19 protein-coding genes are annotated in these 20490 nt (G+C 74.9%); 8 read left to right on the top strand and 11 right to left on the bottom strand.

Features of this window, described 5'->3' with window-relative positions; translation table 11 throughout:
* The first annotated feature begins 25 nt into the window (after positions 1-25).
* From ACZ62B_RS26930 to ACZ62B_RS26915, 4 genes are read left to right on the top strand one after another with little or no spacing between them, the layout of a single operon-like run.
* The gene (locus ACZ62B_RS26930) at positions 26-1261 is read left to right on the top strand and encodes a polyprenyl synthetase family protein (RefSeq protein ID WP_468884501.1); all 1236 of its coding nucleotides are present in this window, start codon (positions 26-28) and stop codon (positions 1259-1261) included.
* Positions 1258-2787: a phytoene desaturase family protein gene (gene crtI, locus ACZ62B_RS26925; protein WP_344560133.1), complete on the top strand. Its 1530-nt coding sequence runs from the start codon at positions 1258-1260 to the stop codon at positions 2785-2787. The genes ACZ62B_RS26930 and crtI overlap by 4 nt, the downstream gene beginning before the upstream one ends.
* Positions 2784-3785, top strand: a complete 1002-nt coding sequence (locus tag ACZ62B_RS26920; RefSeq protein ID WP_468723569.1) for a phytoene/squalene synthase family protein — start codon at positions 2784-2786, stop codon at positions 3783-3785. The genes crtI and ACZ62B_RS26920 overlap by 4 nt, the downstream gene beginning before the upstream one ends.
* Positions 3782-4810 (top strand): DUF5914 domain-containing protein, encoded by a 1029-nt coding sequence (locus ACZ62B_RS26915; RefSeq protein ID WP_469692330.1) that lies wholly within the window; start codon positions 3782-3784, stop codon positions 4808-4810. Before ACZ62B_RS26920 ends, ACZ62B_RS26915 begins: the two co-directional genes overlap by 4 nt.
* A 52-nt stretch (positions 4811-4862) precedes the next feature.
* On the opposite strand, the gene ACZ62B_RS26910 is transcribed toward ACZ62B_RS26915, so the two are convergent.
* The 7 genes from ACZ62B_RS26910 to ACZ62B_RS26880 all read right to left on the bottom strand — a co-directional run bounded on the left by ACZ62B_RS26910 (position 4863) and on the right by ACZ62B_RS26880 (position 10763).
* On the bottom strand, positions 4863-5744 hold the full coding sequence (locus ACZ62B_RS26910; RefSeq protein ID WP_468888859.1) for an SDR family oxidoreductase: 882 nt from the start codon (positions 5742-5744) through the stop codon (positions 4863-4865).
* Positions 5741-6214, bottom strand: coding sequence for a hypothetical protein (locus ACZ62B_RS26905; RefSeq protein ID WP_344560129.1), 474 nt, complete (start codon positions 6212-6214; stop codon positions 5741-5743). The genes ACZ62B_RS26910 and ACZ62B_RS26905 overlap by 4 nt, the downstream gene beginning before the upstream one ends.
* A gap of 45 nt (positions 6215-6259) precedes the next feature.
* Positions 6260-7906 carry a phytoene desaturase family protein gene (locus tag ACZ62B_RS26900; protein ID WP_468723561.1) on the bottom strand — a complete coding sequence of 549 codons (1647 nt, stop codon included), beginning with the start codon at positions 7904-7906 and terminating at the stop codon, positions 6260-6262.
* On the bottom strand, positions 7899-8405 hold the full coding sequence (locus ACZ62B_RS26895; protein ID WP_468723559.1) for an SRPBCC family protein: 507 nt from the start codon (positions 8403-8405) through the stop codon (positions 7899-7901). The genes ACZ62B_RS26900 and ACZ62B_RS26895 overlap by 8 nt, the downstream gene beginning before the upstream one ends.
* Positions 8406-8759: 354 nt before the next feature.
* The gene (locus ACZ62B_RS26890) at positions 8760-9635 is read right to left on the bottom strand and encodes an oxygenase MpaB family protein (RefSeq protein WP_344560433.1); all 876 of its coding nucleotides are present in this window, start codon (positions 9633-9635) and stop codon (positions 8760-8762) included.
* A 61-nt stretch (positions 9636-9696) separates the two neighbouring features.
* Positions 9697-9963 carry a hypothetical protein gene (locus ACZ62B_RS26885; RefSeq protein WP_344560126.1) on the bottom strand — a complete coding sequence of 89 codons (267 nt, stop codon included), beginning with the start codon at positions 9961-9963 and terminating at the stop codon, positions 9697-9699.
* Positions 9964-9998: 35 nt separating this feature from the next.
* Complete coding sequence (locus ACZ62B_RS26880) at positions 9999-10763, bottom strand: restriction endonuclease (RefSeq protein WP_344560125.1); 765 nt, start codon at positions 10761-10763, stop codon at positions 9999-10001.
* Positions 10764-10959: 196 nt separating this feature from the next.
* Here ACZ62B_RS26880 and ACZ62B_RS26875 point away from each other — a divergent pair, with 196 nt between their 5' ends.
* Positions 10960-11625, top strand: coding sequence for a GAF and ANTAR domain-containing protein (locus ACZ62B_RS26875; protein ID WP_344560432.1), 666 nt, complete (start codon positions 10960-10962; stop codon positions 11623-11625).
* An 18-nt stretch (positions 11626-11643) separates the two neighbouring features.
* On the opposite strand, the gene ACZ62B_RS26870 is transcribed toward ACZ62B_RS26875, so the two are convergent.
* Positions 11644-12225, bottom strand: a complete 582-nt coding sequence (locus ACZ62B_RS26870) for an AMIN-like domain-containing (lipo)protein (RefSeq protein WP_469692328.1) — start codon at positions 12223-12225, stop codon at positions 11644-11646.
* A 153-nt stretch (positions 12226-12378) separates the two neighbouring features.
* On the opposite strand from ACZ62B_RS26870, the gene ACZ62B_RS26865 reads away from it, so the two are divergent.
* Positions 12379-14970 (top strand): SpoIIE family protein phosphatase, encoded by a 2592-nt coding sequence (locus ACZ62B_RS26865; RefSeq protein ID WP_344560123.1) that lies wholly within the window; start codon positions 12379-12381, stop codon positions 14968-14970.
* Between the two features lie 174 nt (positions 14971-15144).
* Here ACZ62B_RS26865 and ACZ62B_RS26860 read toward each other — a convergent pair whose 3' ends face one another.
* Positions 15145-15327, bottom strand: coding sequence for a hypothetical protein (locus ACZ62B_RS26860; protein ID WP_344560431.1), 183 nt, complete (start codon positions 15325-15327; stop codon positions 15145-15147).
* Positions 15328-15446: 119 nt separating this feature from the next.
* Here ACZ62B_RS26860 and ACZ62B_RS26855 point away from each other — a divergent pair, with 119 nt between their 5' ends.
* Both ACZ62B_RS26855 and ACZ62B_RS26850 read left to right on the top strand, forming a co-directional pair.
* Entirely contained in the window at positions 15447-16307 is an 861-nt protein-coding gene (locus ACZ62B_RS26855; RefSeq protein ID WP_344560122.1) for a DUF4232 domain-containing protein, read from the top strand.
* Positions 16308-16397: 90 nt separating this feature from the next.
* Positions 16398-17366 (top strand): DMT family transporter, encoded by a 969-nt coding sequence (locus tag ACZ62B_RS26850; RefSeq protein WP_468723548.1) that lies wholly within the window; start codon positions 16398-16400, stop codon positions 17364-17366.
* Between the two features lie 63 nt (positions 17367-17429).
* Here the strand turns inward: ACZ62B_RS26850 and ACZ62B_RS26845 are convergent, their stop codons facing one another.
* On the bottom strand, positions 17430-19385 hold the full coding sequence (locus tag ACZ62B_RS26845; protein ID WP_469692430.1) for a DUF1996 domain-containing protein: 1956 nt from the start codon (positions 19383-19385) through the stop codon (positions 17430-17432).
* A 279-nt stretch (positions 19386-19664) separates the two neighbouring features.
* Positions 19665-20339: a lytic polysaccharide monooxygenase auxiliary activity family 9 protein gene (locus ACZ62B_RS26840; RefSeq protein ID WP_468723546.1), complete on the bottom strand. Its 675-nt coding sequence runs from the start codon at positions 20337-20339 to the stop codon at positions 19665-19667.
* Between the last annotated feature and the right edge of the window lie 151 nt (positions 20340-20490).

The following is a 20490-nucleotide window of genomic DNA, read 5'->3' as shown; positions in this document are numbered from 1 at the left end:
GGCGTTCAGGACGAGAGGAACCGGGATGGGCCGCACACAGGCGGAGGACCACGGCACGGCGGGGCCACGGCTCGTCGGGCACCCGGCGACGGGCACCGAGGACGCGTCCGCCGTGGACCGGGACGTGTCCGGCGCGGTCGGCCGCGTACTCGACCGGGTGCTGGCCGACCGGGTGACCCGCGCACGCGACGTGGACCCGCTGTTCGGCGGTGATGTGGCCGGACGGGTGGCGCACTTCACCCGCACGGGCGGCAAGCGCACCCGTTCGCGCTTCCTGTGGTGGGCGCTGCGCGCCTGTGGCGGCGGGGACGCCGCCACGGTCGGGGCGGCCCTGCGGATCGGTGCGGCGCTCGAACTCCTGCAGACCTGCGCGCTGGTCCACGACGACGTGATGGACGGCTCCGCGCTGCGCCGTGCGCGGCCCACGCTCCATGTCGACGTCGCCGCCCAGTACGCGGACGCGGCGCCGGCGGGGCGGGCCGGGCGTCTCGGCGACGGGACCGCGATCCTCGCCGGCGACCTGGCGCTCGTATGGGCCGACGACCTCCTGGCCGAGACGCCGCTCGAAGGGGACCGCGGGCGGGCGGTGCGCCGGCTCTGGAGCGACATGCGCACGGAGATGGTGGCCGGCCAGTACCTGGACCTGCACGGTCAGGCGACGGGATCGCGGTCGCTGCCGCGCGCACTGCGCACCGCCCGTGTCAAGAGCGCCCTGTACTCGGTCGAACGGCCGATCGCCCTCGGTGCCGCGCTCGCGGGCGCGGACGACGGCACCGCGGCGGCCCTGTGCGCGGCCGGACGCTGTGTGGGCACGGCGTTCCAGCTCCGCGACGATCTCGACGACGTCTTCGGTGATCCGCGGCGCACCGGCAAGCCGACGGGCGGGGACATCGGCGAGGGGAAGCCGACCTGCCTGGTGGCGGTCGCCCACGCGCGGGCCGAGGCGGCCGGCGACCGCCGGGCCCTGGACGTGCTGGACCGCTCGCTCGGCCACGGGGCGCTCACCGGGGAGCGGCTGGAGGAGGTGCGGGAGGTGCTGACGGGCACCGGGGCGCGGAGCGCGGTCGAGGCGATGATCGGCCGGCTGGTGGCCCGGGGGCTGCGGCACGTCGACGGTGCCCTCCTCGATCCGCGCGGCGGGGAGCGGCTGCGGCTGCTGCTGGCCTCCGCGGCCGGTGAGGGGCCGCCGCGGGACGCGCACCCCGGCGGCACCCGGCCGGGACCCGCGCGGGCGGCCGGCGGCGGGGAGGCCGGCCGGTGATCCGCACCGTGACGGGACGTACGGACCATGTCGTCGTGGTGGGGGCCGGGCTGGCCGGACTGTCGGCTGCGCTGCACCTGCTGGGCGCGGGCCGGCGGGTCACCGTCGTCGAGCGGGACGCGCTGCCCGGCGGGCGGGCCGGGCGGATGGTGCTCGACGGGTACCGGATCGACACCGGCCCCACCGTGCTGACCATGCCCGATCTGGCCGACGAGCCGTTCGCCGCCGTCGGCGACAGTCTGCGAGGACGCGTGGAGCTGGTGCCGCTGCACCCGGCGTACCGGGCCCGCTTCGCCGACGGCGGCGGCCTCGACGTGCACACCGGGGCCGAGGCGATGGCCGCGGAGGTCGAGCGGTTCGCCGGTGCCCGTGAGGCCGCGGGCTATCTGCGGCTGCGCGACTGGCTGGAACGGCTGCACCGCGTCCAGACGCACCGCTTCATCGACGCCAACTTCGACTCGCCGCTCGGCCTGCTGGGCACCGACCTCGTACGGCTGGCGGCGCTCGGCGGGTTCGGGCGGCTGGACGCGCGGATCGGGCGGTTCCTGCGGGACGAGCGGCTGCGCCGGGTCTTCTCCTTCCAGGCCCTGTACGCGGGCGTCCCGCCGGCCCGGGCGCTGGCCGCGTACGCGGTCATCGCCTACATGGACACCGTCGCCGGCGTGTACTTCCCGCGCGGCGGGATGCACGCGCTGCCCCGGGCCATGGCGGACGCCGCCGCCGACGCGGGCGCCGACCTGCGGTTCGGCCACCGGGTGACCCGGCTGGAACGCTCCGGCGGACGGATCACCGCCGTCGTCACCGACCAGGGCCGCATCCCCTGCGACGCGGTCGTCCTCACCCCCGACCTGCCCGTCGCCTACGGGCTCCTCGGCCGCGCGCCACGGCGTCCGGTACGGCTGCGGCACTCCCCCTCCGCGGTCGTGCTGCACCTCGGCACCGACCGGACCTGGCCGCAACTGGCACACCACACCCTCTCCTTCGGCGCCGCCTGGCGCACCACCTTCGACGAGCTCACCCGCACCGGCCGGCTGATGAGCGACCCGTCGCTGCTCATCACCCGGCCCACCGCGACCGACCCGTCCCTCGCCCCGCCCGGACGCCATCTGCACTACGTCCTCGCCCCGTGCCCCAACACCGACATCGGGCCGGGCGCCGCCGCCTGGACGGACCTGGCGCCGGGTTACCGGGACGCGCTGCTGCGGGAGCTGGAGCGGCGAGGGCTGGCCGGGCTCGGGGCCGCCGTCGAGGCGGAGTGCGTGGTGACGCCCGCCGACTGGCACGCGCAGGGGCACGCGGCCGGTACGCCGTTCGCCACGGCCCACACCTTCGCCCAGACGGGCCCGTTCCGGCCCCGCAACCTGGTCCGCGGCACCGAGAACGCCGTGCTGGCCGGCTGCGGCACCACCCCCGGTGTCGGCGTGCCGACCGTGCTGCTGTCCGGGAAGCTGGCCGCGGCACGGATCACCGGCGGCCCACGCCGGCCGCGGCTCCCCCTCACCCCCACGCAGGAGGCCTCCGTATGACCGACCGTGAACTCGACGCGGCCGGCGTCACCGATCCGGCGCTGCGCGAGGCCTACCGCCACTGCCGCGCGCTCAACGCCCGGCACGGCAGGACGTACTTCCTCGCCACCCGGCTGCTGCCCGTCGAACGGCGCCCCGCCGTGCACGCCCTGTACGGCTTCGCCCGCTGGGCCGACGACATCGTCGACGCGCTCGGCACGGGGGCGGGCCCCGAGCGCCGGGACGCCGAACTCTCCGCGCTCCAGCGGGAACTGGACAAGGGACTGCGGGACGGGAACAGCACCGAACCGGTGGTGCGGGCGGTCGCCGACACGGCGCGCCGGTACGGCATCGACCACGGGCACTTCGCCGACTTCATGACCGCCATGCGCTCCGACCTGGTGGTCACCGACTACGCCGACTACGCGGCCCTGCGCCGGTACACGCACGGCTCGGCGGCGGTCATCGGGCTGCAGATGCTGCCCGTCCTCGGCACGGTCGCCTCGCGCGAGGCGGCCGCGCCGCACGCCGCGGCCCTCGGGGTCGCCTTCCAGCTGACCAACTTCCTGCGGGACGTGGGCGAGGACCTCGACCGGGGGCGGGTGTACCTGCCCGCGGACCTGCTCGCCGCGCACGGCGCGCACCGGGCGCTGCTGCGGTGGTGCCGGGACACCGGCCGCCGCGACCGGCGCGTCACCGCCGCGCTGAAGGAGTTCGAGGCGCTGACGCGGGGCGTGTACCGGGAGGCGGCACCGGGGCTCGCGATGCTGGAACCGGCGTCCCGGCCGTGCATCCGCGCGGCGTTCGTGCTGTACGGCGGGATCCTGGAGGCGGTGGCGCGGGACGGCTGGTCGGTGCTGCACCGGCGGGCGGTGGTGCCGCGCCGGCGCCGTGCCGTGGTGGCCGCGGACGGGCTCGCCCGGGTGGCCGCCGCCCGGCTGCGAGCCCGTGGCGGCGCCCGGCGTCCGGACGTCCGTCCGCTCACCCCGTGCCCGCCGGTTCCCGGGGAGGTCGCATGAGCACCGGATCCGGGAGCGGGCGCCGGCGCCTGCCGCTGTCCCTGCGCCGGCGCCCGGTGCCGTGGGAGCGGCAGCGTCCCACCTGGCGCGAGGCCCGGCCCGCAGTCATCGCCGGGGCGCTGAAGCGGGCGCGGGCGCGTCCGTCCGGCAACTGGTACGTCGTCGGCGCCTCCCGTGACGCGGGCGGTGACCGTCCGCTGGCGCGGACCGTGGCCGGGCAGGAGGTGGTGCTGTGGCGGGACGCGGCCGGCCGTCCGGTCGCCGGGCCCGGGATCTGCCCGCATCTGGGCGCTCCGCTGCGGGACGGTCCGGTGCGCTGCGGCACGCTGGTGTGCCGCTGGCACGGACTCGCCCTGGACGGCGGGCCCTTCGCGGGCTGGGAGCCGTTCCCGGCGTACGACGACGGTGTCCTGCTGTGGGTCCGGCTGGACGCGGTGGGCGGCGAGGCGCCGCTTCAGGCGCCGGTGGTGCCGCGGCGGCCGGACCCGGCGCGCGCCCTGACGGCGGTGTACACCGGCGTGGGCGTCTGTGAGCCCGAGGACGTGGTGGCCAACCGTCTGGACCCCTGGCACGGGGCCTGGTTCCACCCCTACTCGTTCGTCGACCTCACCGTGGCCGGCGCACCGGACGGTCCGGGCGGGAGCGCGGAGGGCTCCGCCGGGGACGGCTTCACCGTGGACGTGTCCTTCAAGGTGGCGGGGCGGCTGGTGGTCCCGGTGCGGGCGGTGTTCACCGCTCCCGAACCACGCACGGTCGTCATGCGCATCACCGAGGGCGAGGGGGCGGGGTCCGTGGTCGAGTCGCACGCCACTCCCCTGGGGCCCGACGACTGGGGACGGCCCCGTACGGCGGTCGTCGAGGCGGTGGTGGCGGCGTCCGGCCGTCCGGGGTTCGCCCTGGCGCGCGGTGCGGCGCCGCTGCTGCGCCCGCTCGTACGGGCCGCCGCCGGGCGGCTGTGGCGCGACGACCTGGCCTACGCGGAGCGACGCTGGTCGTTGCGTTCCACGGGGCGTTTTCCGGGCTGAGTTCCACGAGGTGCTTCCCCGGCCGGCCGGGCGGCCGGGCGGGTCGGGCGGGTCACGGGCGGGTCCGGTCCGCGGTCCGGTCGGCCTCGCCGCCGGCGCCGAGGAGCCCGGTGTGCCGCAGGGGGTCCTGGGCCTCCAGCCGGGCCAGTTCACGGCGGGCCACCCGCAGCACCACGGGGGGCAGCGCGGCACGCGTCACCTGCGCCAGGCGCAGCCAGCGGGGCACGTAGACGGCCGTGCTGCGGTGTTCCACCGCCGCCCCGAGCCGGGCGGCGACCTGGTCCGCCGGGTACAGGCGCCGGGCCGGCGGCGGCATGTGGCCGCGCAGCTCCCGCAGCACGGGATGGCGGTCCGCGTCGCGGATCATGTCGGTGTCGGTCCAGTTCAGGTAGCCGATGCCGACGGCGACGCCGTGGTGCGCCACCTCGGCGCGCAGGGAGTGGGCGAAGGCCTCCACGCCCGCCTTGGAGGCGCAGTAGGCGCTCATCATCGGGGCGGCGCCGATCGAGGCCAGCGAGGCGACCTGGAGGTGGTAGCCCTTCGTCGCCAGCAGGTCCGGCAGGAAGGCGCGGGCGGTGGCCGCGCTGCCGGTGAGGTTGACGTCGATCACGCGGCGCCACAGGGCCGGGTCCGAGGTGACGAACGGGCCGCCCTCCGCGATCCCGGCGTTGGCCACGACGGCGGAGGGGGTGCCGAGGTGCGTCCTGACCCGTTCGGCGGCCCGCTCCAGCGCGGCCTCGTCGGTGATGTCGAGCTCGCACACCCACGCCGGCGTGGGCAGGCTCTCCGCCACCGCCTCCAGCCCGGACCTCTCGTGGCCGAGCAGCGCGATCCGGGCACCGCGCCGGGCCAGGTCGCGGGCCAGGGCCGCGCCGACCCCGCGTGCGGCGCCCGTGACCACGACGGTACGGCCACGCAGCGGGCCGCCGCTCACCGGTCGCCCCCTTCGCCGGACGGCGGGCCGGTGTCGGGGCGGGCGGTGTGGTCGGGGTGGCCGGCGGTCCGGCGGGCTTCCTTCATCTCGGCCTCGTAGAGGTGGTCCCGGCCCTCGGCCAGTTCCTCGACGGCGGCCTGTTCGAGCTCCTTGAACGGACGGTAGTACGTGGCGTCGTAGGCCTCGACGACCTGGAACGTCCAGTGCCCGGGGATCACGTTGCGGCCCAGCACCTGGGTGCGCACCGTCTCCGCCCAGTCCGGGTGCCCGGCCTCGCGCAGCAGTTCGACCGTCCGGTCGAGTTCGAGGTCGGCGGTGCCGGTGAGCTGGTGGAAGCTGTAGAGGTGGCCCCGGGCCCGCTCGGTCGTCTCCAGTGCCTTCGACAGCGAGCCGAGCGCCTCCACCATCTCGTCGCTCACGCCTTCGGGGCGCCGGTGGGCGGGGTCGGGGCCGTCGTCGTGTCGGGTCATCGTCCCGCCTCCGTCGGTCGTGATCGGTGGGGTCGTGCGCGCCGGTCATCCACCGCCGCTGCCGCCCGCGTCGGGTTGCCGGCGGCCGGTGCGGTCGCGGCGGGCCAGCAGCCGCTGCGCCTTGGCCAGTCCCGGCGCGAAGGGCCGGCGCAGCGCGGCGCGTGCGGCGTTGGCGCCCGGCGCGCCGTGCACGCCGCCGCCCGGGTGGGCGCCGGCGGACGCCAGGTACAGGCCCTTGACGGGCGTCTCGGGGCGCCCGGTGCCGGGGGCCGGGCGGAAGAAGAGCTGCTGGTGCATGGCCGCGGTGCCGCCGTTGATGGCGCCGCCGTGCAGGTTCCGGTCGAGGGACTGGAGGGTGGGCGGTGCGAGGACGCGCCGGGCCCTGATCGTGGACCGGAAACCGGGCGCGAAGCGTTCCACCTGGTGCTCCACGCGGTCGGCCATGAGCTCCCGCTCCTTGGTGTCCCAGGTCCCGGTGAGCGAGTCCCCGCCCGCGTCGCCGGTGATGTCGTGGGGCACGTGGGTGTAGGCCCACGCGGACTCGGTGCCCCGCGGGGAGCGGGACGGGTCGGAGGTCGTCATCTGGCCGAACAGGCAGAAGGGACGGTCGGGGACGCTGCCGGTGGCGAGCTGGGCGGCGAAGCGGGTGAGTTCGTCGATGCCGTCCGCGAGGTGGACGGTGCCGGCGCCCGCGGCCTGCTCGCAGCTCCAGGGCACCGGGCCGTCCAGCGCCCAGTCGACCTTGAAGGTGGCGAAGTCCCACTGGAAGCGCCGCAGGTCGTCCAGCATCTGGGCGGGAACGTCCGCGGGGCCGAGGAGTTCGCGGTACAGGGCGGGCACGGCCACGTCCGCGAGGACGGCGCGGCCGGCCGCGAACGTCTCGCCGTCGGCCGTGCGCACCCCCGCCGCCCGGCCGTCGCGTACGAGGATCCGTTCGACGCGCCTGCCGCAGCGCAGCACCCCGCCCTGCGACCGGAGGCGGCGCGTCAGGGCCTCGGTGAGGGCTCCGGCGCCGCCGGCCGGGACGGGGAAGCCGTAGGTCTGTCCGAGCATCGACATCAGCCAGCCGAAGCCGCCGCTGCCCGCGGCCTCCGGTGCCAGGTCGGCGTGGAGCGCGTTCCCGGCCAGCAGCAGCCCTCCGCCCTCGCCGCGGAACTCCTCCTCCCCCAGCCGGCGCACCGGCAGGACCAGGGTGCGCGCCATGCGCAGCCCGCCCGTGCCGCGCAGCCGGACGGCCAGCCGGGCCGCCGGGCGGACGGGCGGGAAGGGGGTGAACAGGGCGTCGAGGAGGGCGGGGCGCAAGGTCTCCCACACGTCGTGCAGCCGGTACCAGGCGGCTCCGTCGCCCGGTGCGAAGGCCTCCAGGGAATCGGCGGTGGCGTCGATACGGCGGTCGAGCACCGCGCACCTGCCGTCGCTCAGCGGGTGGGCGAGGACCTGCGGGGCGTGGCTCCAGCGCAGCCCGTGGTCCTCCAGGCGCAGCCCGGCGAGGACCGGGGAGGCGGCGGCGAGCGGGTAGAAGGAGCTGCAGAGGTCGTTGACGAAGCCGTGCTCCACTCCCTGGTCGTGGCGTACGGCTCCGCCGGGCTCCGGCTGTTCCTCCAGCACCTCGACGCTCCAGCCGGCGTCGGTGAGCAGGTTGGCCGCGACCAGTCCGTTGGGGCCGGCCCCGATCACCACGGCGTCAGGCACGGGCGCCTCCCTCGTCGGGGGCCGGTGACACCACCTGGCCGAGGGAGCGGCGCCGCTCGGCCTCGGCCGCGTCGGTCTCACAGATCCTCGCCAGCCTGGCGAGCATGGCGCGGTGACGGATCTGGATCAGGGCCTCCACGGCCACGTTGTGCAGCGCGCCGCCCGCGCCCCGCAGGGGGTGTTCGTCCACGACGACCAGGCAGTGGTCGCCCCAGGGGCGCAGTTCGATGGCGATGCGGGCGGTGCCGAGGGGGCCGGCCTTGGCCTCGAGTTCCAGCGCCTCGCCGGGCACGCAGCGCCGGACGACGGTCTCGTTGGTCAGGCACAGGGGGCCGAGGCGGACCTCGTAGCCGATCGCCGAGCCGAGCTGTGGCCAGTGTCCGTGCACCGGTTTCGAGGAGGATGTGCCCACGACCCATTCCGCGTACCGGGTGCCGTCCTCCAGGACGGTCCAGACGGACCGCGGGCTCGTGCTGATCAGACGATGACGGACCGCCACTTCGGCCTCCCGTGTCCGTGAGGGATGTCGGTCAGCACTGGGTGCCCCTTCTGGGCGGGGTCAACCGGTGACGTGGCTGGTGCTTGTGGGGTGCCCTGGGTCGGTGTGGGCCGGGGGTGATCGCGCTGCCCGGCGCTTGCGGGGTGCCGTCGCGCCCACCCGTGCCGCCCTGCGGCACGATTGCCCGCGGAGAACGGAGGCGGCCTCGTGCCCGCGGAGAACGAGGGCGGCCTCGCCCACCCGTGCCGCCCTGGGGGTACCTCCCGGGCCTTTAAGGCACTGGGGGAGGCACGACTGCCCGCGGATTGCGGAGGGTGGCTGCCCGCGGAGGACGCGGGATGCGGCTGCCCGTGGTCAGGGCGGCGTGTCTCGGGTGGGGGCCAGGGCCCAGCGGATGGTCGTGGTGAGGGCTGTGCCCAGGGGGTGTACGCAGATGCTCTCGGCCGGGGGGATGCGGGGGAGGCGGAGGGCGCGGGAGGCCCAGACGGGGAGCAGGGAGACCGCGTTGGCGGCGAGGGCGCCGTACGGCAGCCTGGCCAGCAGGGGGACGGGCGGGTGGAGCAGCAGGAAGCGGGCGGTGGAGCGCGCCTCGGGGGTGGCGCGCAGCTCGCCGCGGTAGGCGGCCAGCCGCTCGGCGAGTCCGGCGCGGTCGACCGGCGGGTCGGGCACGCCGAGCGCGGTGGCGATCCGCGCCATGTCGGCGACGTACGCGTCGCAGCCCTCCTCGTCCAGGGGGCGGGCGCCGTAGCGCTGGTGGGCGCGCAGGAACATGTCGACCTCGGCGACGTGCACCCAGCACAGCAGGCGGGGGTCGGACGCCCGGTACTCCTCGCCGTCGGCGGTGGTGCCGCGCACCGTCTCGTGGACCGCCCGCACCCGGTCGACGGCCCGCTGGGCGCTGTCGGCGGTGCCGTACGTGGTGACGGCGAGGAAGGTGCTGGTCCGCTGGAGGCGCCCCCAGGGGTCGCCGCGGAACCCGGAGTGCCCGGCGACGGCGGCCATGGCCAGCGGGTGGAGCGACTGCAGCAGCAGGGCCGACAGCCCGCCGATGAACATCGACGCGTCCCCGTGCACCCTCCTGACCGGCCGGTCGGGGCCGAACCAGCGCGGGCCGGGCGTGCCGTGGATGCGTGCGCGGTTGTCCGGGCCGTCCGGCCCGGCGACCCGGGAGAAGATCGCGTGACCGATCCGGTCGCGCAGCACCGAGCCGCCTTCCGTCAGCAGTCCCATGGCCCGCTCCGCCTCCTCGCCCACGACGCCCCACGCACCCGGCATGTACCCGGCCGGGCGGCTAGGGAACGTCGCCCCTCCAGTCGTACACCCGGGCGCCGGTGTCGCGGGGCGCGTACACCGCGCGGCCGCCCGCGCCGTAGCGGCCCATCTCGGTGGGCAGGCCGACGCCGTGCCTCAGTTCCGTCTCGCTGCGGCCGGTGACGTCCAGCAGCAGACCGTCCAGCGGGCCCCCGGCCAGCTCCACGTACGACCTCCCCTCGCGCGGGCCCGGATCGTCGTGGTCCGCCCCGTAGACCCTGCCGCGCATGAACTCCAGTTCGTCCATACCGGCAGGATGGCACCCGGCACTGACAACCGGGCCTACGCCTCGTGCGCGCCCGCCGCCCAGGGCTTCGGCGCCCGTCCCCCGCTCCAGGCGAGCAGGGCCTCGCGGTTCACGCACACGATGCCGCACTGCTCGGCGTACTCGACGGCCGGCGCGGTGAAGTCGCTGGTGGTGACGACGAGGGCGACGTCCGCCCCGTGGACGGTGAAGCAGGTGCCGCCGAAGCGCTGGAGGTCCTGCGAACCCACCTTGTTGTCGTCGCCGTAGCGCTTGCACTGGACGACGAGGCGGCGGCCGTCGGGGGTCAGGGCCGTCACGTCGGCGCCCAGGTCCCCCGCTCCCCCGACGACCTCCACCCGCGCGCAGCCGTCCCGCACGCACAGGCCGGCTATCGCCGCCTCGAACTCATCGGGGTCCAGGACGTCGTAGTCGTACGTCTCCCCGGGGCCCGGGACGCCGTCGTCGTGCGCGCGGACCGGTGCCGGCGCCGGCGCCGGCGTGTCCAGGGCGTCGAGCGCCGTCGTCGTGGCCTGTTCCAGGGCCTCGCCCGCCCGGCGGGCGATCCTCGCCGCGGACAGCCGCCGCCGTCTGCGTCCGTGGGCCAGCAGGGTCGCGGCGGCCACGCACAGCAGGACGACGGCCCACACCGGGCGCCGCTGCACGACCGGGGCCAGCACGCGCACCGCGAGGCCGACGGCGATCAGGACCGTGGCGAGCAGGCCGAAGGACACGGCCGTCGCACGCAGGTCGAAACGCCGCCCGCGGGGTGTCGGACGCGTACGGCGCTGGGGCATGGTCACCGTGGTGGTTCCTCTCTCTGGCGGCCGGCACGAAGTGCGCCCGGGGTCAGGCGGACCCGCGAAGATCACGTACGCCGTCTGCCCGGGATCGGGCCGTTCACCGGCGTGCCGCACGCCGGCTCGGGGTAGAGGCGGTGTGTGCTGACTGCGGCAACCAGGGAGGCGGACGGTGGACTGGCGGAACTTCGCGCGGCAGATGGCTTCCATGGCGCGTGATCTCCTGGCCGAGCACACCCTCGACTCGACCCTGGAGCAGATCTCGCGCAAAGCGGTGGAGCTCGTCGACGGCTGCGACGCCTCCGGGATCCTCGTCCTGCGGGGGGACCGGGTGAGTTCGCTGGCACCGACCGAGCAGCTCGTGATCGACAGCGACCGCCTCCAGGGGAACCTGCGCGAAGGGCCCTGCTTCGACGCGGCCCGGCCCGACCGGGCCGAACGCGTCTTCCGCATCCCCGACTTCACCGCGGACCCCGAACGCTGGACGTCCTTCGTGCCGCGCTGCCGGGAGCTCGGGGTGGGCAGCATGATGGGTTTCCTGCTGTACACGCGGGAGGAGGAGCTGGGGGCCCTCAACATGTACTCCCGCAAGCCGGGGATGTTCACCGAGGACAGCGAGACGGCCGGCTGGCTGCTGGCCTCCCACGCGGCGGTCGCCTTCTCCACCGCCAAGACCGACGCCCAGCTTCAGGACGCCATCACCACGCGGCATCTGATCGGCGAGGCGATGGGCATCCTGATGGGCCGCCACCAGGTGACGGAGGACCAGGCCTTCGACATCCTGCGCACCCAGTCCCAGCGCACCAACACCAAACTGCGCGAGGTGGCGCGCCGGGTCTGCGAGACGGGCACCCTGGAGCAGTGACCGCCCGGCGGCAGGCGCTCAGCGGCTGCCGGTCCAGTTGTGGGCGACGTCGATCACGAGCCGGCCGTCGAGCCGCAGCACCCGGAACGGCAGCCGCGCCCGCGCACCGAGACCGATCTGGGTCTCGCCCTCGAAGCTGCCGGCGAACCGCGCGTCCCTGAACGTGCGGTACCCGGCGAGGTCCACGCCCGGCAGGGGGCGTCCGGCGCGCGCGGGATAGGTGGCCTCGCCGGTCTCGGGGGCGTACGCGGGCGCGGCCACCCGCACCTCGAGGACGGCGCCGCCGGAGACGGGGATGTGCCGGCCCGATCCGTCCTGGTGGAGGCGGTCGACGTACCGGACCGAGTAACCGATGCCGTCGCGGGCGGCGCCGGGCAGGTCGACGACCATGCGGTCGTAGCAGGCGTGCCGTCCGGTCCTGACGTCCCGTACCGGTGTGGTCGTGCTGCCGGAGCCGGTCTCGGGCAGGCTGCCCCAGCCGGTCGGGCACGCCGTGGCCCGGGCCGCCGCCGTCGGGGCGGCGGCGGCCGGGGCCGTCGCCGTGGTCAGCGTGGCGCCCACGAGCACGAGAGTCGCGCAGATTGTTCTCTTTCGAAGCATTTTCGGCCCCCTGGGCTCGCATCCTTCTGGTATCGGGTGAGACGACCGGGATGACCGAAAGGTTGCGGCTCCGCCGCGCCGGACCGTCCGGCATGGCACATGCTGGTGGGGAGCGAACGGATGTCCCGTGCGTCCGCACCGGGAGGGTGCGACATGGATGATGCAACCGCCGCACCGCGCGGGGAGCGGCCGGCGGACGTGCCCGGCCGCGACGCCGGGAAGAGGCCGGGCGCGAAGGAGTTCCGGACTGCGCATCCGGCGGCCCGGATCGAGGACGCGCTCGCGGAGCCCGTGGTGGCGGCGGTCCAGGACATCGGAGGATACGGCGGACTGGTGTACCTGCGTTCGCGGGACCGGCGCTCGCTGGTGCTGTGCGTGGTGGCCGGCGTTCCGCGGTCGCTGCTGATGACCTGGTGGCGGGTGCCCGTGGGCGGCGCGCTGCCCATGTCCGAGGCGTACCGCAGGAGCGAGAGCCTGTGGCTGCCGGACGAGCGGGCCATGATGCTGCGCTTCCCGCAGTTCACCGCCGCGCTGCCGTACTCGTTCGGCTCCGCCTTCCACCCGGTGCACGTCGACGGCGAACCCGTGGGCGTCCTGTCCGTCCTGCGGTCGGCCGCCGGGGAGCCGTTGGACGAGCAGGTGGTGCGGGCGGCGCTGCACGACGCGGGACGGGACATGGAGGAGCGCCTCACCGGCTTCGCCCGCCGGATGCCCGGCAGGGAGGGCGCGGACGCCGTCGCGTACGGCATCGACTACGACGACCAGCCGGTCAGCGTACGGCTGCCCACGCCGCCCGCCCGGGCCGTGGCGGTCGGCATGGTCGAGTGGGACCTGGACAGCGACCGGTGGTCCGGGGACGACGACGCGCTGTCCCTGCTGGGTGTCGCCCGGGAGGAGTTCGGCGGCACCATGGCGGAGGTCGAGGACCAGGTGTGCCCCGACGACCTGTACGAACTGCGGGCGGGCCGGCGGGAGGCGGCGGGCACCGGGCAGATCAGGGGCCGGCACTTCAGAGTGCTGGACGAGGCCGGGGACGACGGACGGGTCCGCTACCGGCCGGTCGAACTGTGGGGGCACGTCGTACGGGCGGAAGGCGCCGCCCGGCTCCTGGTGGGCGCCCTCGTCGACGCGGCCGGCGGGGTCACCGCGGCGGAGGCCGCCGAGCGGCTGCCCGACGGGGTGTTCTCCCTGGACCAGGACGGCCGGATCGTCTACGCCAACCGTCGCTGCCAGGAACTGCTGGACTGCGACCTGGAACACATGCTCGGCCACTACCCGTGGGACGTGCTCGCCTGGCTGCGCGATCCGGCCTACGAGGACCGTTACCGGGCGGCGATGCTGTCGCAGGAGCCGGTGTCGTACCTGGTGCACGCCCCGGACGGCGTCTGGCTGGGGTTCGTGCTCTATCCCGGGGTGCACGGGCTGACCGGCCGCGTCTTCCGCACCAGCGCCCCCGCAGGGGCCGAGCCGGGCCGGGCCCTGGCCCCGTCCGGCAGGGAGACCGCGACGGCGCCGGAACTGGTCGCGACGGCCCGCGCGGGGGCCCTCTACCACGTCGTGCAGATGGCCAGCGTGCTGACCGAGGCCGTCACCGTCCGGGACGTCTGCCTGGCCGTCGCCGAGCAGCTCCTGCCCGCGTTCGGCGCGCAGGAGATCGCCCTGTACACGATCCGGGACAGCCGGATGTACCTGCTGTGGGAGTCCGGTTATCCGGAGCATTTCCTCGAGAGTTTCGAAGGGGTGCCGCTCACCGCGAACCTGCCCGGTGTGCACGCCCTGACCACCCGGCTGCCGCTCTTCTTCGAGTCGCCGGAGGCGCTGGTCAACGCCTACCCCCAGCTCCTCCTGGACCCGATGAACGCCTGGGCGTTCCTGCCGCTGATCGCCTCCGGCCATCCGGTCGGCTCCTGCATCCTCGGCTGGAACGCGCCGCACCGGTTCACCCCCGAGGAGCGCACCGCGCTGACCGCGCTGGGCGGGCTGACCGCGCAGGCGATGGAGCGGGCCCGGCTGTACGACGCCGAGTCCGCCGTCGCCCGGGGGCTCCAGGAGGGACTGCTGCCGCACCGGCTGCCCGCCATCGACCGGATGCTCACCGCCGGCCGCTATCTGCCGGGCACCCAGGGCATGGCCATCGGGGGCGACTGGTACGACGTGATCAGGACCGGGCGGGGGGTGGCGCTGGTCATAGGTGACGTCGAGGGGCACAGCGTCGGGGCCGCCGCCGTCATGGGACAGCTCCGCAGCGCGGTGCACGCCTTCGCCGCCAGCGGCCGGCCGCCGCAGGAGGTCATCACCCACACCAACCGGCTGCTGGCGGAGCTGGAGACGGACGTCTTCGCCACCTGCTGCTACATCGAACTCGACCCGGCCACCGGCCGCGCCCTGGCCGTCCGGGCGGGCCATCCGCCACCCCTGCTGCGCCACCCCGACGGGCACACCGAGAGCCTGGACCTGCCCGGTGGCGTGCTGCTCGGGGTGCAGCCGGAGGCCGTCTACCCGGTCACGGAACTCACCCTGGCCCCCGGCAGCGTCCTCGCGCTGTACACGGACGGGCTCGTCGAGACGCCCGGCGGTGACATCGAGACGGGCATCGAGGTGATCCGCCGCTGCCTGGCGCGCAGCCGCACCGACTCGGTCGAGGAGCTCGCCGACCGGCTGATCAGAACGGCCCGCCGGACCGAGGACCGCCCGGACGACGTGGCGCTGCTGCTGACGGCGTACGACTGGCGGCCCGGCCGCTGACCGCCGGACGGGCGGTGCGTGGGTGGCGCGGAGCAGGACGGGAGGGCCGCCCGCCCGCCAAGGGGTACGCGCACGCCTCCCCCACCGGCGAAGGCGCACGGCGCCCCTGCTCCGCACACCACGCCTGACGCGCACCGTGGGCGCGTTCCCCCGCACCAGGGCGCGGAGGCGGCCTCACAGGCAGTAGCGCACCAGCCACTCGTCCGGGTCGTAGGCGCTGCGGGCCGGATCCGGCGCGACGGCCGGGCGCTCCTCGACCATGTCCTCCGCCCGGACCGGCTCCGGGAGGCGTCCGAAGCGGGCGTGACGCGCGGTCGCCGCCGCGTCCGTGTCCCCCTGGTCCTCGTGTGTGCGCACGGTCCCCTCGTCCACGGCGACTCCCCTCTCGCGGCCTCGACGCCAAGTGTCACACACCGGTGACCGGAAGCATGGCCTCCGTCACAGCCGATCGCGGCCGGTACTGATCAACTTCTCGCATGCGCAGCAGCTCCCTCCCTCTTGTCCTCGTCCTCGCCGGCGCCCTGTCGGTCACCGCGTGCGACGCGCGTGCCGAGCCGACGGCCTCCGGCGCCTCCTGCACGGGGCGGCCCTCCGGCACGGACACCGAGCTGGAGCGGGACGGGGTCCGGATCACCGGGTTCGACGGCGGAAGCGGGGGCTGTGTCCTGTTCGAGGTCACCCACGCGGAGACCGAGCCCTTCACCTACACGGTCACGTTCGACCTCCTCTCCGAGACGGGGCACGTGCTGCACAGCGCCAGGGGGGTCGTCGAGGACGCGGCTCCGGGCCGGACGGCCGCGGGCAGGGTCGCGCTGAGCGAGTCGATGGCGGGCCCGCGGGAGGTGAGCCGGGTGCGGATCTCCAAGGTGCGCGGCGTCCCGGCCGACGAGGTGCCGTCCCCCGGCGGCCCGTGTCCGGACTCGGGTGTCCGCGTGTACGCGGACGAGGCCAACGCCGCCATGGGCCTGCGGGTGGTGTCCGTGCGTCTGGAGAACTGCGGCACCCGGCCCTACCCGCTGCACGGCTATCCCGACGTCCGGCTCCTCGACGAGGACCACGAACCGGTGGAGGGCGTGCGGATCCTGCGCGACGGCGGTTCCGTCGCCGGCGGCACCGGGGCGGACGGCCCGGCCCTGCCGCTCGTGCTGAAGCCGGGCGAGGGAGCCTGGGCCGGCCTGGTGTGGCGCAACACGGTCGAGGCGGGCGCGCCCGTCGACGTGCCCTACGTGCGGGTACGGGCGAAGTCCGGCGCGGACCCGGTGACGGTCGTCCCCGAACTCGACCTCGGGACGACGGGGAAACTGGGCGTCGGCCCCTGGAAGAAGCGGGAGGAGTAGGCGGGGGTAGCCTCCCGGCCGGATTGGTCCCCGACGACGGGGCGGAAGTGGACCTCTCGGCGGGCCGCCGTCCTTTCTAGCGTCGGTGCCATGAACGCCGCCACCACGCGCGGGGCCCTGCTCGCCGCGCTCGCCTGTGTCCTCGTCGGAGGCTCCTTCACCGCCAACAGCGTCCTCGGCGACTACCCGTACGCGGGCGGTCAGTTCCTGCGGTACGCGCTGGCCTGTCTGCTGCTGGTCCCCCTGGCCGGCCGGGGCTCGGCCGCGAAGCTGCGGTCGCTCCCGCCCCGCCTGTGGGCCAGGCTGGCGCTGCTCGCCGCGGTCGGCATGGTCGGGTTCAACCTGGCCGTCCTGGCCGCGGAACGGACCGCGGAACCGGCGGTGCCCGGCGTCTTCGTGGGCTGCGCGCCCGTGGTGGTCGCCGTCCTCGTCCCCCTGCTGGAGGGCCGGCGACCGCGGCGGACGGTGCTGTACGGGGCGTCGGCGGTGGCCGTCGGCGCCTTCACCGTGCAGGGCTGGGGGCGTACGGACGGGGCGGGCCTCGCCTTCTCGCTGTGCGCGCTGGTCGGGGAGGTCGGGTTCGCCGTACTGGCCGTGCCCGTGCTGCGGCCCCTGGGGCCCCGGCTGCTGTCCGCCGTGGTGTGCGGTGTCGCCGCGGTCGAGTCGGCGGCGGCCGGGCTGCTGCTCGACGGGGCCGCGTGGCTGCGCCGCCCGGACGGGGTCGAGGCGACGGCGCTGCTGTGGCAGGCGGTGGTGGTCACCGTCATCGGCTTCGTGTGCTGGTACATGGGCATGCAGCGGATCGGTGCCGAGCGGGCCACCCTGTTCTCCGGGCTGATCCCGGTGGCGGCCGCGTGCACCGCGCCGCTCGTCGGTACCGGGTCCTACGGTGCGGCGCAGGCGGTGGGCAGTGCCCTGGTCGGCGCCGGGGTCGTCCTGGGGGCCGGCGCGGGCTCTCGTCGTCGACGTCCCGTGAGCGTTTTCCGCCCCCGCCGCCCCTTCCCGTCCCGACCTGGGACTCCGCCCCGGACCCCGTTCCTCGAACGCCGGAGGGACTGAGGACCTACGAACGCCGGAGAGGCTGAAGATCAGCCTCTCCGGCGTTCGGGGTGCCGCGGAGGGTCAGGCTCCGCGGCGCACGCTCCGCAGGACGAAGAATCCGAAGATCACCAGCACTCCGCCCAGCGCGGCCGGCCAGAGCTGGGTGCCGGTCTCGGCGAGGCTGCCGCTCTCGCCCTGTGCCCGGGACTGGTTCTCGGTGCCGAGTTCGGGGAGGCTGCCGGGCACCTCGGCGGCCTGGTCCGCCTGGCCGCCGTCGTCCTTGCCGCCCTCGTCCCTGCCACCCTTGTCGTCACCGTCCTGGTTCCCGGCGCCGGTGTCCTCGGCCGGGGTGGACGCCTTGACACCGGGCTGCTCGGGCTCCTCGGCGGCCGGGGTCTCCGACGGCTGCTCCTGTCCGCCGTCGTTCTGGTTTCCGTCGTCGTTCTGGTTTCCGTCGTCGGCGGGCTTGTCGCCGCCGTCGTCCTGGTTGCCGTCACCGTCCTGGCCCGGGTCGCCGGGCGTGGCCGTGGGCTCCTCCGGCTGCTGGGGCTCCTCACCCTGTCCGCCGTCACCACCGCCGTTGCCGCCTTCACCGGCGCCGCAGGTGCGGCCCTCGTTGATGCAGGCGACGACCTCGTTCATCAGGTCCTCGTCGAAGACGTTGATGAAGTCGCCGTGGTCCGTGATCGGCTTGTGCAGCTGCTCCGGGAAGGAGTCCACCGCGAACAGCGGCGTCGTCCTGCCGCCGTCGTCGAGGCTCGGCGCGTCGACGTCGTAGACGATGCGCTGCACCAGCTGCGGCACGGGCTTGAAGCCGGACGGGCAGTTGCCCGCCTCGTCCGCGAACGCCATGTGCGTACGGTGGTTGGCGCTGTCGATGTTGCGGCCGTCCCAGCAGCTCTGGAAGTCGAAGCTGCGCACCACGTCACTGCCCTGCGGGCACAGCGGGTACTTGTCCGTGAGCTGACGGTCCTCGAAACCGGTGCAACTCCAGGAGGCGTTGGCGTTGGCGGGGCCGTTGACGAACGACTTGGCGTCGCCGGTGATGATGCGCAGCAGCCGGGGCATGGCGGTGACCTCGCCCTGCGGGTTGCCCACGAAGGTCAGCGTGACCTCCTTGGGCGTGACGATCTCACCGACGTTGCCCTCGATGCCGCCGCCCGGGGACTCGGCGTCCTGCTCCCGGGTCCCGTTCTGCAGCCGCAGCACGGGCCAGTAGTACGACGACTTGTCGCCCTGGTCGGCGCAGCTCGTGTCCGCCTGCGCCAGGTCCTCGTCGCTGGAGAAGGCGTTGGTGGCCTGGTTGCCGATGTAGTCGTGGAAGTGGTGGGCGCCGTTGCCGACCCCCGGGGCGGCGATCACGTTGTCCGAGTTGAACAGGCCGTTCTCGTTGACACCGCACTCGCTGGTGAAGGTGCCGCGGGAGGCGTTCTCCGTCTGCTTCGGCCCGGTGACATCGGGCTGGACGCTCTCGATGTCGACGTAGTCGCCGGCGACGGGCCCGTTGCCGGCCTGACCGCCGTTTCCGCCCTGGTCCTGGCCCTGCTGGTCCTGATCCTGCTGGTTCTGATCCTGCTGGTCCTGGCCGTCGCCTCCGTCGCCCGCCTGCTCGCCCCCGTCGCCGGCGCCCTCCTGCCCGGCGTCCGGCTGTGCGGCGTTGCCGGACTCGCGCACGGCGCAGTCGGCGAGTTCCTCGAGGCCCTCGGGCCGGTCGCCGACCCGGTCGATGGCGGTCCCGATGCGGGCCAGGGCCGCGGAACGCTTCTCCTCGAGCGGCTTGGCGATCGCGTTCTCCGCGAAGCCCGGGTCCTGGCGGAGGGCCTCGGCCGACTCCCCGATCCGCTTGTACGCTTCCGCGATCTGCGCGTCCAGGCCGGCGAGTTCCTTGTCCACCTCCGCCCGCGCCTCCTCCGGCACCGACGTCAGTTCGGTGGCCACGTCCGGGCAGTCGATCGTGGCGCCCGAGAAGACCTGCGCCCGGCCGTCGCCCTGCCCGCCCTCCTCCGTCGCGGAAGCGTAGACGTTGGCCGCCATCATCCCGCCGCCGCCCAGGATCAGGGCGAACGCGGCGAGAGTCGCGCGCTGTTTGGGGCGTCTGCGTGTGTTGCGTGCCAAGGCAGTACTCCTACGCTTCTGTTGCGGGGGGTGGGCAGGGGATTCCCACGCCCCATACGCAGGCGGGCCGCAGCGTGTTCAAAGGACTCACGGTTTCTTCGCGGAACCCCGGAAGGCCCCGGCCCCGCGCGCACCCGATCCCCGCCAAACTCACGCGGTCCGGCGGGGACCCGGGGACGGGAGCGGTGAAGTGCCGGTGAATCAGCCGAAGTTCACGTCACTGCACAGGAAGTACGTCTGGTCCATGTGCGAGGCCTGCCAGATCGTGTAGACGACGTGGCGGCCGCTGAGGCCGGAGGTGCTCACCGGGATCGAGTAGTTCTGGCCGGGCGCGTACGAGCCGGTGCGGGCCACCTGCCGGAGGTCGTCCCAGCCCAGCTGCTCGGTGGTGGGGTCGAAGCCCTGCCGGGTGACGTAGACGAGGATGTAGTCCGCGCCGTGGCTGGCCTGGTCGTGCAGCTTGACGGTGAAGTCGTCGCTCACGTTCGTCGTCTTCCAGGCTCCCACCGCGTCGAGGGAGTCGTAGCGCCCGCCCTCGGTGCGCCCGCCGCTGCAGAGCTGGCCGTCGGGGACCACGGCCTGGAAGTTTCCGGCGGAGCCGTTGCGGTAGAGGCCGTTCCAGTTCCACATGGCGTTGGGGTCGTCCTGCCACGCCTGCCAGCACATGGGGTCTTCCTGGGCCATCGCCGGGTTCTGGAAGTCGCTCCCCCAGCGCTGCCAGCAGCCGTAGTTGCGGGACGCGGGGTCGATCACCGAGCCGTGGGCGACGGCGGTACCGCTCCAGGGGATCAGACAGAGCAGCGCGGCGACGGCCACGGTCAGGGCGAGTGACAGGCGGGACCGGAGCGCTAATGCATCATGACCATGCCAAGTCATGGATTCCCTCTTTCCGCTGTGGGGGTTGATCGCGGGGACGCGGGCATGCGCTCCCACGGCGATCATGGGAGCGCTCCCAACGCACAGGCTGCGCCCGCCGGAGCGGAGCGGCAACGCGCATTCACGCCACTTCCGCGCGAGCGGTGGCGCG

This window comes from Streptomyces sp. NPDC053426 (genome assembly GCF_055585405.1).
This window is presented reverse-complemented; position numbering and strand designations above follow the sequence as displayed.

Bases quoted from the DNA above. Each gene is read 5' to 3' on its own strand.
- ACZ62B_RS26930 (WP_468884501.1), top strand. From the start codon at position 26: ATGGGCCGCACACAGGCGGAGGACCACGGCACGGCGGGGCCACGGCTC.
- ACZ62B_RS26920 (WP_468723569.1), top strand. From the start codon at position 2,784: ATGACCGACCGTGAACTCGACGCGGCCGGCGTCACCGATCCGGCGCTG.
- ACZ62B_RS26915 (WP_469692330.1), top strand. From the start codon at position 3,782: ATGAGCACCGGATCCGGGAGCGGGCGCCGGCGCCTGCCGCTGTCCCTG.
- ACZ62B_RS26905 (WP_344560129.1), bottom strand. From the start codon at position 6,214: ATGACCCGACACGACGACGGCCCCGACCCCGCCCACCGGCGCCCCGAA.
- ACZ62B_RS26890 (WP_344560433.1), bottom strand. From the start codon at position 9,635: ATGGGACTGCTGACGGAAGGCGGCTCGGTGCTGCGCGACCGGATCGGT.
- ACZ62B_RS26885 (WP_344560126.1), bottom strand. From the start codon at position 9,963: ATGGACGAACTGGAGTTCATGCGCGGCAGGGTCTACGGGGCGGACCAC.
- ACZ62B_RS26875 (WP_344560432.1), top strand. From the start codon at position 10,960: ATGGCTTCCATGGCGCGTGATCTCCTGGCCGAGCACACCCTCGACTCG.
- ACZ62B_RS26870 (WP_469692328.1), bottom strand. From the start codon at position 12,225: ATGCTTCGAAAGAGAACAATCTGCGCGACTCTCGTGCTCGTGGGCGCC.
- ACZ62B_RS26865 (WP_344560123.1), top strand. From the start codon at position 12,379: ATGGATGATGCAACCGCCGCACCGCGCGGGGAGCGGCCGGCGGACGTG.
- ACZ62B_RS26855 (WP_344560122.1), top strand. From the start codon at position 15,447: ATGCGCAGCAGCTCCCTCCCTCTTGTCCTCGTCCTCGCCGGCGCCCTG.
- ACZ62B_RS26850 (WP_468723548.1), top strand. From the start codon at position 16,398: ATGAACGCCGCCACCACGCGCGGGGCCCTGCTCGCCGCGCTCGCCTGT.
- ACZ62B_RS26845 (WP_469692430.1), bottom strand. From the start codon at position 19,385: ATGATGGCGGCCAACGTCTACGCTTCCGCGACGGAGGAGGGCGGGCAG.
- ACZ62B_RS26840 (WP_468723546.1), bottom strand. From the start codon at position 20,339: ATGACTTGGCATGGTCATGATGCATTAGCGCTCCGGTCCCGCCTGTCA.